This window comes from Burkholderia sp. MSMB1835, from assembly GCF_001526365.1.
Classification (GTDB): domain Bacteria; phylum Pseudomonadota; class Gammaproteobacteria; order Burkholderiales; family Burkholderiaceae; genus Burkholderia.
In genome coordinates, this window is record NZ_LOYP01000005.1 from 248,103 (window position 1) to 262,154 (window position 14,052).

14 protein-coding genes are annotated in these 14,052 nt (G+C 65.4%); all 14 read right to left on the reverse strand.

Going from position 1 to position 14,052, the window contains the following annotated elements:
• Positions 1–52 precede the first annotated feature (52 nt).
• Positions 53–760 carry a DUF2968 domain-containing protein gene (locus WS96_RS04370; protein WP_034207144.1) on the reverse strand — a complete coding sequence of 236 codons (708 nt, stop codon included), beginning with the start codon at positions 758–760 and terminating at the stop codon, positions 53–55.
• 54 nt (positions 761–814) lie between these two features.
• A complete protein-coding gene (locus WS96_RS04375) occupies positions 815–2,206 on the reverse strand; it encodes a sigma 54-interacting transcriptional regulator (RefSeq protein ID WP_034207143.1) in 1,392 nt (463 codons plus the stop codon).
• 13 nt (positions 2,207–2,219) lie between these two features.
• Entirely contained in the window at positions 2,220–4,031 is a 1,812-nt protein-coding gene (locus WS96_RS04380; RefSeq protein ID WP_059830882.1) for a TadG family pilus assembly protein, read from the reverse strand.
• Between the two features lie 12 nt (positions 4,032–4,043).
• Positions 4,044–4,373, reverse strand: coding sequence for a DUF3613 domain-containing protein (locus WS96_RS04385; RefSeq protein ID WP_059830884.1), 330 nt, complete (start codon positions 4,371–4,373; stop codon positions 4,044–4,046).
• Positions 4,374–4,396: 23 nt separating this feature from the next.
• Positions 4,397–5,224, reverse strand: a complete 828-nt coding sequence (locus WS96_RS04390; RefSeq protein WP_059826542.1) for a hypothetical protein — start codon at positions 5,222–5,224, stop codon at positions 4,397–4,399.
• Positions 5,225–5,253: 29 nt separating this feature from the next.
• Complete coding sequence (locus tag WS96_RS04395; RefSeq protein WP_034207139.1) at positions 5,254–6,252, reverse strand: type II secretion system F family protein; 999 nt, start codon at positions 6,250–6,252, stop codon at positions 5,254–5,256.
• Between the two features lie 4 nt (positions 6,253–6,256).
• Complete coding sequence (locus tag WS96_RS04400; RefSeq protein WP_059830885.1) at positions 6,257–7,237, reverse strand: type II secretion system F family protein; 981 nt, start codon at positions 7,235–7,237, stop codon at positions 6,257–6,259.
• Positions 7,230–8,576 carry a CpaF family protein gene (locus WS96_RS04405; RefSeq protein ID WP_034207137.1) on the reverse strand — a complete coding sequence of 449 codons (1,347 nt, stop codon included), beginning with the start codon at positions 8,574–8,576 and terminating at the stop codon, positions 7,230–7,232. Before WS96_RS04405 ends, WS96_RS04400 begins: the two co-directional genes overlap by 8 nt.
• A 3-nt stretch (positions 8,577–8,579) precedes the next feature.
• Entirely contained in the window at positions 8,580–9,818 is a 1,239-nt protein-coding gene (locus tag WS96_RS04410) for a fimbrial protein (protein ID WP_059830887.1), read from the reverse strand.
• A 75-nt stretch (positions 9,819–9,893) separates the two neighbouring features.
• On the reverse strand, positions 9,894–11,225 hold the full coding sequence (locus WS96_RS04415; protein ID WP_059830888.1) for a type II and III secretion system protein family protein: 1,332 nt from the start codon (positions 11,223–11,225) through the stop codon (positions 9,894–9,896).
• A gap of 21 nt (positions 11,226–11,246) precedes the next feature.
• Entirely contained in the window at positions 11,247–12,146 is a 900-nt protein-coding gene (gene cpaB / locus WS96_RS04420) for a Flp pilus assembly protein CpaB (protein WP_034207134.1), read from the reverse strand.
• A 95-nt stretch (positions 12,147–12,241) separates the two neighbouring features.
• Positions 12,242–12,736 (reverse strand): TadE/TadG family type IV pilus assembly protein, encoded by a 495-nt coding sequence (locus WS96_RS04425; RefSeq protein ID WP_059830891.1) that lies wholly within the window; start codon positions 12,734–12,736, stop codon positions 12,242–12,244.
• The gene (locus WS96_RS04430; RefSeq protein WP_059785479.1) at positions 12,733–13,227 is read right to left on the reverse strand and encodes an A24 family peptidase; all 495 of its coding nucleotides are present in this window, start codon (positions 13,225–13,227) and stop codon (positions 12,733–12,735) included. Before WS96_RS04430 ends, WS96_RS04425 begins: the two co-directional genes overlap by 4 nt.
• A gap of 86 nt (positions 13,228–13,313) precedes the next feature.
• A complete protein-coding gene (locus tag WS96_RS04435; RefSeq protein WP_059785476.1) occupies positions 13,314–13,484 on the reverse strand; it encodes a Flp family type IVb pilin in 171 nt (56 codons plus the stop codon).
• Between the last annotated feature and the right edge of the window lie 568 nt (positions 13,485–14,052).

The window sequence follows — 14,052 nt, forward strand, 5'->3', positions numbered from 1 at the left end:
CTTTTCACTGGTACGGCCGATGCGGCGCGTCGCCGCACCGCCGTCACCGGGTTCAGCGGGCCGTCGTCGGCAGCCCCGCGTCGGCCTCGCGCTGCAGCGAACGCACCTGCTGCTGCAACGCCCGCAATTGCGACTGCAGCTGCGCCTGTTGCGCTTGCAGCGCTGCCGTTTCGCTCCGCACGCTCTTCTGGCGATCCGCCACCGCAGCCTGCTGCTGGCGCGCGATCGAGATGTCCGCCTGCAGCCGCCGCGCGCGCTCCTGCGTGACTTCGATCTGCTTGTCCATTTGCGCCTTCTGCGATTCCAGCTTCGCCGCCCGCAGTTCGTTGACGGCCAGCCGCTCCGCCTGATGCGAGAAATCGCGATAGATCGCTTCCGCGCGCGTTTCGTCGTAAGTCTTGATCACGCGCCAGAACGCCTTCTGCTGGAACAGCGCGACGAAATACGCACCGTCCTTGACGTTGAACAGCAGGCTGGCGCCGTAGCTGCCGTTGTAGCTCGTGCGCATTTCCGTCAGCGAATGCGCCTGGATCTGGCGTTGCAAATCGTCGACCGTGCTCGGCCCCGTCGTCTCGCCGGCCTGCGGCTGTATCGACGTCTGCGCCTGCGAATCGATCACCGGAATCGCGGCCACCGGCGCCGACGCCTGCTGCACCGCCGGCGAATCGCTGCCTGCCAGCCCCTGCGCGAACGCGCCTTGCATGCCTCCCATCATGGCGAGCAACACGCCTACCCGCCTCAACCCCGTCATATGGCTCATGAAATTTTATTCCCGCCCGAGTCGTTGTAATTCACCGCGATTTTATCTCATTAATTACTCGCTTTCGCGGGTCTCGGGCTCTTCGTCGAAGATCTGATATTTGCGCATTTTTTCCCACAATACCTTGCGGCTGATGCCGAGCTGCTGGGCCGTGTCCTGACGCCGCCAACCGTTTGCGTCGAGCGCCGCGATCACGCGGCTGCGCTCGTTCATGTCCCACTTGCTGCGATCGACGAACACCTCGGCCGCACTCTCCGCCGGCACCGGCTGGGCCGCGCTGCGTGCGTGCGCGATCAGCCGCTGCAGTCGCGCGGCGTCCCAGCCGCCCGTCTGCCGCACCGTCACGCCGACGCGCTCGGCGAGGTTGCGCAATTCGCGCACGTTGCCGGGGAAATAGCTGTCCGCGACCGAATCCGTGAGCCAGTACGGCAGATCGGACAGCTCGGCGAGCCGCTCCTCGCCGACCACCTGGGCGACGAACGACTTGAACAGCGCGATCTTGTCCACCGCGCCGCGCTCCTCCAGCGACGGGATGCTCAGCTCGATCACCGCGAGCCGGTAGTAGAGATCGGCGCGGAACAACCCTTCCTTGACGAGCTGCGGCAGCTTCTTGTTGCTCGCCGCGACCAGACGGAAATCGACCTTCACCGGCGCCGTCGCGCCGACCCGCAGCACCGCGCCGTCCTCGAGCACCCGCAGCAGCTTGACCTGCTGATACAGCGGCAGATCGCCGACTTCGTCGAGGAACAGCGTGCCGCCGGCCGCCTGTTCGAAATAGCCTTTATGCGCAACAACCGCGCCGGTGAACGACCCTTTCGCATGGCCGAAGAACAGCGATTCGAACAGGCCGTCCGGAATCGCGCCGCAGTTTACCGGCACGAATTCGCCGTGCCGGTAGCGCGAATGCTTTTCGTGCAGCAGTTGCGCGATGCGCTCCTTGCCGACGCCGGTTTCGCCGTGCAGCAGCACGTTGGTGTCGCAATCGGCGAACGTATCGACTTCGTGCAGCAGCGCCTGCATCGATTCGGAGTGCGCGACGAGTTCGGATGGCTGCAACGTTTCGGCCGCGTGCGCACGCAGTTGCGTGACGAGCTTGCCGATCATGCCGCGCAATTCCGCGCACGTGAAGTCGAGCGGCAGGATGTGCGAATACTCGGGCGGATACTGCGACGCGTCGTGGTCGCGCGCCGCGCCGACCCAGACCACCGGCATGCCGATGTTGGCCTGCCAGTCGCGCAGGAATGCCGCGCCGCCTTCGATCATCGTCACGCTGATGATCGCCAGCGACCGCCGCATCGCGGCGCGCTCGGGCGAGACCGCCGCGTTGTCGGCGCGGATCACTTCGACGTCGAAGCTCGCCATGCATCGGGCGACGCGGTCGACGATGTCCGCCTTGCCTTCCCAGACGTACAGGTCGAGCTCTTCGATTGCGGGCGTATTTCTCATCTGATCTGCTTCTTCAGTAAACCGTTTGGGCGACCCCGCAACTAAGCGAGATCTGATGGACCGTCGCCGCGCCGACCTGGACGCCGAGCAGATTCAGCAGCGGCACGAGGACTGCGTCAAGGCTCGACAGCACCGGGCCGAGCAGACTGGTCAGAAAACCGAGCAGCGTCGATACGAAGGTCGAGGGGATCGGCAAACTGGTCAGGTCGGCCAAGCGGAGGTTGACAGTGATCGTCGCAGCCGCGAGTTGAGTCAGCGCCGAACTGAGCGCTGAGCCGAGTGCATTCGAATTCACGGTCCAATAGTTCGCATCGGTTCCCGGCACGCCATTGAACGTATGCGATTGGGAAGCACCCTGCACCTGGACAGATACGTTCGACATGGAGGCCGTCACCCGAACAAGCCCGAGCACCGCGTTCATGTCGATGATCTGCGCCGGCGACGCACAACTGTAATTCGACGACAGACTGATCTTGCCTGATGCGTCGAGCGGCGGCTGACCGATGCACAGATTGGCCACGCCCGGTTGCGCCGTAATGACGACGGTACTTGCCTCCTGCGTGGACGCGCATTGCGTCGAATTCAGCCATGCGCTACCGGTGCCGACTTGCAAGTAAATCGGGAGCTTGACATTGATCGATGCGATCTGATTCAGCAACGTTCCGAGTATCGGTAACTGCGCGGTGCCGAGAGCGACATTCAGATACACGCCCACTGCCGCCGTCGACGCCTTCGTACGCCACGTTCCCGTCGCCGGATCGATCCCGCCCTCGCCAACGCCGATCGACGGCGGGCTGATGATCTGCACCTGCAACTGCGTTCCCGTCAGCCCGCCGAGATTCAGCGACGGCACGTTGACAGTAACCGCCGGCTTGCCCGTTGCCGCAATCTCCGCGCCGACCATCAGCAGGTCGAGCAGATCGACCTGCGCGTTGAGCGCCGCTTGCGTATCCGCGAGCGCGACGTTCAGCAACCCGCCCGCGCCGCCGAGACCGATCGACGTCCCCGGGACGTTGGCGTTCACGATCGCCTGCAGCGCGGCCACGCTCGCCTGCAGGCTTGCGTTCACGACGGACGTCTGCGAGGCCGCCTTCACCATCAACTGGATCAGTTGCGGCAGCGTGAGCTTCAGCGCGAGCAGTTGATCGACCGTGCCGACGCCCGCCGCCACGACGAGGTCACCGACCGTCACGTTGGTGCACGCAAGCGCTTGATACGACGCGATGTTGAGGTTCAGGTTGGCGCCGAGCAGCGCGCCGATCAACCCGTTGACGAGCCCCGGATTGCCGGACGTCGGCGCCGATCCGCCCGAGCAGCCAACCCCGCCGAGCGCGGCAAGGGTCGCGCCCACCGAGAACGTATCGATGTTCGTCGAACGCGCGGTCGATACCGCGGACACCGTCTGCGGCGGTCCGACGAAGAAGAACGGCACCTGGCGCGTGACGACCACCTTGGCGGCGTTCAACTGCGTGGTCCCGGATGTCGCGGCGGCGTAGTAGCTGGGTGCCGGATTGGCAGACGTATCCCAGCGGCCGCATTCGATGCTGATCGTGTCGCCGTTCGACGCATTGAGCCCGTTCGACTGCGCATTGCTGGTCGCGGTGGCAGTCGGCTGCGAACAGGCATCGTCCATCCGCTGCACGGCCGCGAGCGCAGCCATGTCGGCAATTCGCTGCACGTCTCGACGCTGGTAAAAGAGATTACCGACGCCAATGGCGCCAAGCGTGGTGACGGCGATCAGCATCGCGATGATCGCCATCACCGAGAACGCGCCGCGCTGTCGTGACGCGCGGCGGATCGTGCCGCCACTGTGCCGGGTAGTCACCGTTTTGCTCCGTCAGCGCGCGAGATCGCCGCCGGACAGCCCGCCGCTGCCGCTGCCGCCGCTGCTGCCGCCGCCCGACGCCGACATCGTGCCGAACCACTGCGGAATCGGCGTCTTGAACGAGTCGATATAGCGCTGATACGCATACGTCCCGGCCGTGCCGTCGATCGGTTGCGGCGTAGCGGCCGCCCGATTCGAGCGCTGCAGGTCGAGCAGCGCGCTGGTCGCATGACCGATTTCGGACGCCGGCGTGTCGCTTTGCGCATGCGCGACGCCCGCGCTCAGCGAGCACGCGAACGCGATGCCCACGGCCCGCACGCGGATTAAGGAAAGGTGAAACATGATGGCCTCCGTGAATATCGTCGTTATCGCGCGAAACGCTGCAGCAGCGGCACGGCAAGATCGAAATTGTCGCTGCTCGCCACCGACGGCACGGACACGCTGGCCGGCGCATAGGCGATGGCGCGCTGCTTCGCGCGCATCGCCGCCGCAACCTTCGTCTCGTCGTCACGAATCTGGCCGCGCACCGCGGGCGACAGCTTCTGCTGATCCATCAGCCGCCGCGCATCTTTCGCATGGCCGGTCGCGAGCAGATACAGCACGAAGTTGCTGAGGATCTTCGGGTTCTTCTGCTCGAGTTCGGCCGCCTTCAGCAGCGGCACGCGCGCCCCCGCCAGATCGCCTTCACGCATCTTCGAATACGCGAGGTCGGACAACGTCGCCGCATCGGTCGGCGCAAGTGCCGTCGCCTGTTCGAGCTGCTGCGCGGCCAGCGCGAAATCGCCGCGGGCGCCGGCGGTCAGCCCCAGCCCGCGATAGCCGCGCGCGGCAAGCGGCGTCGTCAGCAACTTGGTATAGGCGGCCACGCCGGCGTCGTACTGGCCGGTCGCGCGCAACGCGTCGGCACGCAGCAGGATCGTGTCCGGCGATGCGCCATATTGCTTCTCGTACTGATCGATGTGCGCGAGCGACGCAAAATACAGCCCCTGCCCCTGCATCCGCTCGATCAGGCCCAGATACATGCCCGGCGTATCGGGCGGCGCATTCTTGTCGGCGGCGGCCTGCATCAGCGCGCCGCGTTCGGCCTGCGCGCCGATTCCGTATCCGGACTCCTTGAACATCGCACACCCGCTGGCGAGCAACGCGCACGCCGTCGCGCCTGCGAGCGTGCGAACCCAACCCAATCGATTCATCTCGTGTCGCTCCTTCCCCTCATGCCGCATCAATGCTGAATCGCAGCGAGCGCGGACAGCACGGTCATGATCCCCGGCCCCGCGGTCACGATCAACAGTGCCGGCAACAGCGTGACGATCATCACGCCGGTCATCTTCACCGTCAGGCGACCGATCTGTTCGCGCAGCGTCGCGCGACGCCCTTCGCGCAGACGGTCACCGAATTGTTTCAGCGGCTCTTGCACCGCGCCGCCATGCTTGTCGACCTGAATCAGCAAGCGCACGATCGCGCGCAAATCCTCGTTGTCGAAACTGTTCGTCAGGCGTTGCAGCGATTGTTCGCGCGTGCGCCCGGCCGCGAACTGCCGCTGCGCGACGCCGAGCTCCCACGACAGCACCGGCAGCATCGTCTGAAAATCGTGCGTGACGACCTGGATGCTCTGGTCGAGCGACAGGCCGACGCCCTGCAGCAGCCGCAACATGTCGACGAGCAGCGGCAGTTCGGCCGCGATGCTCTGCCGGCGCGCGGTGGCGCGCCGGCGCACATAGATCTTCGGCAGCATGTAGCCGGTCACGAGCGCGACGGATATCCACAGCGGCCAGCGCGCCTGTTGCCCGCGGCCGATCAGTACCAGCACCGCGAGCGCCGGCAGCAGGATCGCGCAGACGATGCGAGCGCCGACGAACAGCGCTCTGGCACGCACGTCGACGAAACCGCACTGTTCGAGCAGTTGGCGATCTTCGTCGGCGATCAGATATCTGCTGAAGCCGGTATCGAGCCACCGCATCCCGACGTCTTCGAAACGTTCGCGCAGCCCCGCGAAACGGACACGCGGCGCGGGCGGTGTCACCGCCTCGCGTGCCGCTTCGGCGGAGCCGGCGCGCGCGGCAGCCGCTTCGACTGCGGCGGCCCGGCGGTCGAGCGCATGCGCCAGCGCGCGCTCGGCACGCTGCACGAGCACGACGCGGACGATCGCGAGCGCGGCAAGCAGCAGCACGCCGATCGATCCGAGCACCAGCGCAAGTGCGCCTAAACGGTTTGCATCCATCGATTCACCTCAGCCGCGCGAGCCGGAACAGCCAGAGACCGCCGATCGCCTGCAGCGCGAACGCCAGGTAAATCAGCTGACGTCCGTTATCGTCGCTCCACATCGCCGTGAAGTAGCGCGGGCTCGTCGCGATGACGAAACTGCCGACCGCGATCGGCAACAGCGCCAGCACCCAGGCGGACAGCCGGGTCTCGGCCGACATCGCGGACAGTTCGCGTTCCGCCTGCTCGAGATCGCGCATGAAGGTCGACATCCGGTCGAGCATCACGTCCGCCCGTCCGCCGTAGCGGACCGACAGACGCAACACCGCCCCGACCAGTTCGAATTCGCGGATACGGTAGGTGTGCGCGATGTGCAGCATCGCGCGGTCGATCTCGACGCCGGAGCGCAGCATCTGCGACACGTCGTCGAGGCAGCGGCGCAGCGGCATCTCGGCCGTCTGCAGCGCCGACTGGAACGCCGCCGGCACGCTGTTCCCGAGCGTCACGAGCCGCACGATCCCGTCGAGAAACGACGGCAACTGACGGACGATCTTCAGGCGGCGCCGGCTGATGCGCGACGTGACCCACAGAACGACGAGCACACTGCCCGCCACGGCCGCCGCCGCCGCGGCGAGCACGCCGCCGGCCATGCCGGCCCACAACGCGAGTAGCACGATGACTGCAAGCACCATCACGAGCCCGGTGCGCACTTCATCGAGGCCCGCGCGGTCGGACAGCACGGTCCACGCGTCGAGCACCGACGCGCGCCAGCGCGCGAGCCCTTGCTCGACTGCCTGCGCGTTCGCCGTACCGGCCGCCGGGGCGCGTGCGGGGCGCGTATCGCCAGTCGGGGGAGCGGAACGCGCGCCCTGTCCCACGCGGCTGTCGAAGAACCGCTGCGTATGCGCACGCCCTTCACGCACCTGACTTCCGCGCCACAGCAACAATCCGGCCGCCGCGCAGATCAGCGCGAACATCAGCGCGAGCAAGGTGGCGCTAGACATTGAAGCCCCCGCCTCGCCCGAAGTTGCCACCGAACCCGCCGCCGCCCGCGGACACCAGCGTGCTGCGGAAACGTGCCAGCTTCGGCGAATGCGGATGAATGCCGAGCGACTCCCAATGATCGATCTCTTCGCCCTCCGGCGTGACACGCGCCTCGTAGCGATACAGCTCCTGCGTCGACACGACGTTGTCCGACATGCCGGTGACTTCGGTGATCGACAGGATGCGGCGGCGGCCGTTGGACAGCCGGCCGATCTGCACGATGAAGTCGATCGCGTTGGCGATCTGCCGCCGCAGGCTTGCTTCGGTGCCCTGAAAACCGGCGAAGCCGGCCAGCATCTCGAGCCGGTACAGGCATTCGCGCGGCGAGCTGGCGTGCACGGTACCCATCGATCCGTCGTGGCCGGTATTCATCGCCTGCAGCATTTCGAGCACTTCGCCGCCGCGCACTTCGCCGACGATGATCCGGTCCGGCCGCATCCGCAGCGTGTTTCGCAGCAGGTCGCGAATCGTCACGACGCCGCTGCCGTCGAACCCGCCGGGACGGCTCTCGAGCCGCACGACGTGCGGGTGATTCAACGACAGTTCGGCCGTATCCTCGATCGTCACGACGCGTTCGGCCATCGGGATGTGAAACGCCAGCGCGTTCAGCAGCGACGTCTTGCCCGAACTGGTGCCGCCCGACACGAGGACGTTGCAGCGCGCGTCGACCGCCGCTTCGAGCAGCCGGCCGATTTCCTCGTTGTAGGTGCCGTTGCCCAGCAGGTCCTCGGGCTTCAGCGGGTCCTTGCGGAATTTCCGGATCGATACGACCGGCCCGTCGATCGACAGCGGTTCGATCACGACGTTGACCCGCCCGCCGTCGGGCAGCCGCGCATCGACCATCGGGTTCGATTCGTCGAGCCGCCGGCCGACCGGTGCGAGAATCCGTCGCACGATCCGCAGCAGATGCGCGTTGTCGGTAAAGCGGATCGGCAGCTTCGACAGGATCCCGTGGCGCGACACGTAGATGTCGTTGTAGCCGTTGATCAGGATGTCCTCGACGTGCGGGTCGGCCAACAGGTCTTCGATCGGCCCGAAGCCGGCGAGCTCCTTCGTCAGCGCCTCGGCCACCGCGCGCACCTCGCTCTCGTTGAGCGGGATGCGCCGTAGCCGCACGAAGCTGTCGATTTCGAGATCGACGAACTGGTTGATCGCCTGTCGCGACCAACGGCCGAATTCGGCACCCAGCTCCTCGATCCGCGTGAGCAGATGCTCGTGCGCGGCATTCTTGATGTCGTGGAACTGTTGCGTTTGCGAGAACGGCGCTGCGCCGTCGGCAAATTGAATGTCGTGTGCCATCGCTTACGACCGCTTCGTTGAGGATTGAATGATGCGCCTGAGCGCCGAGAGGCCGCCGGTCGCACGCGGGGTCGCTCCGGGCGCCGGCGCGCCCGCGAGGCGCTCGACCAGCGGCCCGAGCGCACGGACGTACGGATCGCGTTCCGCGACCTCGGCGATCAGCTTGCCCTGGTTCGCCGCATGCCCGATCGACACGCGCCGCGACGGCAGTGTCGCAACCAGCGACAGTTCGAGCCGTTCGGCGATCTGCGCGGGCATCAAGCCGAGCTCGGCGTCGAACTGGTTGACGACGAGCCGGATCCGGTCGGTCGCGGCACCGGCCTCGCGCAACCCGTCCAGCATCTCGACGGCAGACACGACCGACGCCACGCCCTGGTCGCAAACCAGCCATGCTTCGTCCGCCAGGTTCACGACCTGCGCGATGAATTCGCGATTCGGAAAGCCGCCGAGATCGACGATCTGATGATCGAAGAACGCCCGCAGCCGGTTCAGCAGCGCCGCGCACGACGCCGTCGCCACGTCGCGCAGCTCGGCGAGATTCGGCGGCAGCGTCGTCAGGGCGACGCCGCTCGAGTGGCGCGCGAGCGCAGTCGTCACGAACGTGCGGTCGATCCGGCGCAGGTTGCGCACCGCCTCGACGAAGTGAAATTCGCAGCGCGTGTTCAGGAACAGCGCGCCGTCGCCGGCCGGCAGCCCGAGATCGAGGAGCGCCGCCGTGTGCGCGGGGGCGGCCGGCCGGCGCTGCATCAGCACCGACAGGTTCGCGGCGAGCGTGCTCACCCCCATCCCGGCGCGCGCGCCGAGCAAGGCGGTGACCTTCCCGTGGCGATTCGCCGGCTCGCCGACGTTGTCGAGCAACACCCGCGTGATCCGCAGCGCTTCGTCGGCCGGTGCGGAAAAATCGACGAAATCGCGCACCCCCGCGCGCAGCGCGGCGAGTGCGCCTTCGGGTTGCGCGAGCGAGCCCAGTGCGACGACCGGCACGCCCGGATGCGCCGCGCGTACCGCGGATACCACCGTGCTTGCAGCCGCGCAATCACCGGAAAAATCGATGAATGCCAGCGCCGGATTCAACACGCCGATACGCTGCGACAGCGCGGCGCCGTCGAGCGGTACCCCTTCGACCGCGCCGGCGGACACCAGCGATTGCGACAGCCAATGCACATGCTCGGCAAGAGAGGATGCGCAGACGAAGTGGTCGGTGACGGCGGGCTCAGCCAAGGAATAGGTTCTCGCATTCATCTTGAATACTCCCAATGAAGCAAGGCATCGCGTCATGCGCGACGGCCTGCGCGGTCCGGTAACGATTCGGCGCGCTCATTTCGAGAACCCCGGCCCTGCGTCCGGCGATGCCATGCCGCCCAGGTACGAACGCCACACCGGACCGTCGCGCTGCTCGGACAGCTCCCCCGGCGTCGCCGGCAGCGGTGCGCCCTGCGCGATCGGTGCAACGAGATGCGGCGTCACGATGATCACGAGCTCCTTGTCGTTCTGCTGGTAGCTCAGATTCTTGAAAAACGCGCCGATGATCGGCAGATCGCCCAGGAACGGCACCTTGTTGACGTTGGACGTGGTCTCGCGGTCGATCAAGCCGCCGATCACGAAGCTTTCGCCGTCGCCGAGCTCGACCGTCGTGTCCGCACGCCGCGTCGTCAGCGCGGGCACCTGCACGCCGTTGATCGTGATCGAATGCACGAAGTCGAGCTGGCTCGATTCGGGCGCGACCTTCAGCGCGATCCGCCGCGGATTCAGCACGGTCGGCGTAACCGTCAGTCCGACGCCGTAGGGTTTCCACTCGATCGAGATCGTGCCGAGCGATTGCGGCACCGGCACCGGAATTTCGCCGCCCGCGAGGAAATTCGCGCTCTGACCGGACAACGCGACGAGCGTCGGCTGCGCGAGTACTCGGGCCAGGTTATTCGCCTCGAGAATCGACAGGTCGGCGAACAACCCGCGGGACATGGAATGGATGACGAGGTTGAACGCCGACGAAATCGGCACGTTCGTGTTGTAGGTGAGCGAGCTGTTCGGCGAGCCGGTAATCGCTGTCAGCCCCGTCGGCGCGAAGGCCCCGAACGCAAAGCCGTTGCTCTGCTTGAAGAAGTTGAGCCCCGCCTGCTTCAGCACCGAGCGGCTGAATTCGACGACCCGCACGTCGACCTGCACGACATTCTTGCCGGAGATCGTCGACGCATCCAGCGTCGTCCCGTCCTTGCCGCCGACTGTCTTCGCCGCATGCACGGCCCGCTGATGCCCGTCGAGCGTTCCGGACGTACCGCCGATCACCGTCGTGCCGCCGTACGTGTTCACGCTCGGCGACGCACCGTCGAGGAGTGCCCGCGCCGCCCCGCTCGTGACGTTCACGTTATAGACGGTCGGCTCGTCGCGGCCGCGCTCCCAGATCATCACGTTCGTCGCGCCGGCATTCTTCGCCACCAGCAGCACGCCGCCGTGCCCGCCCTTGACGACGAGCACGTCGGCCACCGACGGATCGCCGACCGCGACCCGCTGCAGCGCACGCCCCGTCGCAAGCTGCCGTTGCGCGCCGATTGCAAGGCTGATCGTCCCGCTCGTGTCGGCCGCGTCCGACAGCGGCGGCATCGCCAGCGCGCTCAATGCAATAGCCAAACCAATCAGTTTCTTTTTCATTGTTTGCCGTCTTCGTCCCACTCAATAAGCGACCGTTTCGGTCCGCCCACCCCGAATCACTTCGATGCCGCCACCGCTCGGACGCCGTGCGACCACCCGCGGCGCCACACGCGGAGCCGGCGCCGTCGCACTCTTCGACAACTCGCCCAGCACCATGCCGGCGGCGGCAACCGCCGACGGGCTCTTGTCGTCGCCGACGCGAACCGCGACGGTTTGCGCCGCGACATCGTCGTCGCGCGGGTTACGCAGCGCGAGCAGGAGTCGACCGCTCTGCTCGGCGAGCGTCAGCGCGTCGACCTGTGCGGTGGGCACGGCCAGCACCGCGGTCCGCGTCCCGACCACCGAGCCGTTCGAACTGTCTCGCTCGGTCGTGGCATCGCCGAACGACAGCACACGAACCTTCGACATCAGCAGCCGCGCCTGAGTATTCACGATCTCCGCCGTCGACGTCCCGCCGATCGCCACGCCGGTCCCGTCGCGCTTCAGATTCACGAACACGTCGACATAGTTGCCGGGGCGCACGCGATTGCCGACCGCGTTGGTCTCGTCGACCTTGATCGCGACGGCGCGCTCTCCCGGTGCGATCTGCTCGGCGAGACCGGACGACAATGCGCTCGCGACGACGGCCGCATGTGCGGGAATGTCGGCTGCCGGGGTGCGACCGACCAGTTGCAGCGGATCGGCGAACGCCCCCTGGGGCGCGGCGGTCGACTGCTGGACTTTCAGCGCATCGGCCGGAATCGGTTGGCCGGCTTGCAACGGCCGAGTCGTCACGACGACCGGCACGCTCTGCGTGGCGACCGTCGAGGCAACCGGCGCGACATCGGCCGGCTTGCGACCGAGCATCCATGCATAGACGCCGAGCAGAATCGCGATCGCGATCAGCAAACCCGCAATGATCTTCGTCAGATTGTTGGCCATGGTGTTGTTATGCTTCCCCGCTACTCACGATTGAATTCTCCGCGCAACGTTGCCGACCGGGCGCCCTCGACCCGGCACGACGCCGCAGCTGCCGTCTATATGATGTTGACCGGGCTGATCTGGACCATCGCGGTTCCGGTGAGTGTCGATGGCACCGGCAACAGCGAACCGAGCAGCGGGAACGACGGAATCAGGGGACTCTGCGAGTATGGGTAGGTCAGCGTGATCTGCACGCACAGCATCGTCGGGTCGTACGAACAATTGCCTTGCTGCGTGGGCGAGCATGTCGACCCTTTCAGCCACGTGGTCAGGTTCGTCGCGGCCGTGCATGCGGCCTGGGCTCGCGCCGCCAACGCAGCTTGCTGCGCTGCCTGCACCGACGCGGCCGCACCGACCTGCTGATAGTTCAGCGCGGCGCGAGCGCCTTCCGTTGCGGCAAGCGTCAGGTTCTGCTGGGCCGCGAAGATCATCCCGTACGTGATGATCGCGTACAGGATCAGGAAGAACACGGGCAACATCAGCGCAAATTCGATCGCCGTCGCACCGCGCTCGCGACGTCGCATACCGGATACCGGACGAACGACCGTCATTGCATCCCCCCGGTCGCGATCCGGTACAGGCACCACAGCGCCGCGGGAATCACGAGGAATGCGGCATACGGCGACGCCCGGAAACCGGCGATCTGCATCGTCGGCGAACGCCGCTGCCACAACGCCGACACGGGCGTACGGGTGGCGAAGATCAGCGTACCGGCATGCGCGAATGCCAGCAGGCTCGCAATGATCCAGAGCCACAGCAGCGCATGCGGGCCGCACCACGCGCCCAGCACCGCGAATACCTTGACATCCGCGGCACCCATTACGCGCAGCACAAAAAAGGGAAAGAGGCTCAGAAAACCGACCAGTACGCCAATGAGCGCCTGATTCACGGATATGCCGAACGGATTATGTCCGGCGAGTACAAATGCAAACGCGAATCCACCGATCACCAGTGAATTCGGTATACGCCTATGACGGATGTCCTCGAGCGCGACAAGCATCGCCCACGCGAGGAAAACCCCGACGCCAGTGAGCAGGATCATTTACACCCCGAACGGCAAAACTTACCGCGCGGATTGCCGAAGCAATCCGCGCCCCTGACAACAGGGAAATGAGCAAAGCTCGTTCGTTATGCCGCCGGCAGTTTGCTGGCGATGTAGGTGAACGCACCCGAGATGCCACCCGTCAACGTGCTCATCGCACTGACGAGAGCGACGGCGATGAGTCCGGCGATGAGTCCGTACTCGACTGCGGTAACCCCGTCTTCTTCCTTAAGGAAACGCTTGATGATTGCTTTCATTTTATTCCTCGTGCCTGTATTTACGTATTCTGGCCTTTTATACGTATACGTCCCCGCATATCTGGCCGTTTGCCCCAGCCGTTCGCCACATCTGCTGTAACGACAACCGGGTGCGCTTTCTTTATAGGTCGCCCCGAAGGGCATTGCTCACGATTTGATGCAAGTTAACATTCGCGATAGTGCCCCTCCTCGAACGTAGTGTACCGAACCGTACATTTGCTTACATCTGCTCCCGATTCTATATCCGTTCCCATTTAAATTCCAACCTCTTTTCAACTACTCGGGCGGAAAAAATGATCAGGAGCACAACGTATTTGTACGGCGTTTCGGTACGACTTACACATAGGATTTACGATAGGTTAGATGTGCACACCTAATCCACCAGTAAAACAATTGCCTCGTCCACCAAGCCTGCTTGGGCCCCACGTTACGCCGCATCCGTAACGCCAATGTTGTGACGTTACGTTACGAAACGGCCGAAACCGTTCTCATTCATCCTCACTTAAACAGATTCAACAATCTTTCAATTTCCATAACCTCCTTCTCCGACAAGGAATTGCCTCGTTTA

Coding starts and splice junctions, on each gene's coding strand:
- WS96_RS04370 (WP_034207144.1), bottom strand. CDS start 760: ATGAGCCATATGACGGGGTTGAGGCGGGTAGGCGTGTTGCTCGCCATG.
- WS96_RS04375 (WP_034207143.1), bottom strand. CDS start 2,206: ATGAGAAATACGCCCGCAATCGAAGAGCTCGACCTGTACGTCTGGGAA.
- WS96_RS04385 (WP_059830884.1), bottom strand. CDS start 4,373: ATGTTTCACCTTTCCTTAATCCGCGTGCGGGCCGTGGGCATCGCGTTC.
- WS96_RS04390 (WP_059826542.1), bottom strand. CDS start 5,224: ATGAATCGATTGGGTTGGGTTCGCACGCTCGCAGGCGCGACGGCGTGC.
- WS96_RS04395 (WP_034207139.1), bottom strand. CDS start 6,252: ATGGATGCAAACCGTTTAGGCGCACTTGCGCTGGTGCTCGGATCGATC.
- WS96_RS04400 (WP_059830885.1), bottom strand. CDS start 7,237: ATGTCTAGCGCCACCTTGCTCGCGCTGATGTTCGCGCTGATCTGCGCG.
- WS96_RS04405 (WP_034207137.1), bottom strand. CDS start 8,576: ATGGCACACGACATTCAATTTGCCGACGGCGCAGCGCCGTTCTCGCAA.
- WS96_RS04410 (WP_059830887.1), bottom strand. CDS start 9,818: ATGAATGCGAGAACCTATTCCTTGGCTGAGCCCGCCGTCACCGACCAC.
- WS96_RS04415 (WP_059830888.1), bottom strand. CDS start 11,225: ATGAAAAAGAAACTGATTGGTTTGGCTATTGCATTGAGCGCGCTGGCG.
- cpaB (WP_034207134.1), bottom strand. CDS start 12,146: ATGGCCAACAATCTGACGAAGATCATTGCGGGTTTGCTGATCGCGATC.
- WS96_RS04425 (WP_059830891.1), bottom strand. CDS start 12,736: ATGACGGTCGTTCGTCCGGTATCCGGTATGCGACGTCGCGAGCGCGGT.
- WS96_RS04430 (WP_059785479.1), bottom strand. CDS start 13,227: ATGATCCTGCTCACTGGCGTCGGGGTTTTCCTCGCGTGGGCGATGCTT.
- WS96_RS04435 (WP_059785476.1), bottom strand. CDS start 13,484: ATGAAAGCAATCATCAAGCGTTTCCTTAAGGAAGAAGACGGGGTTACC.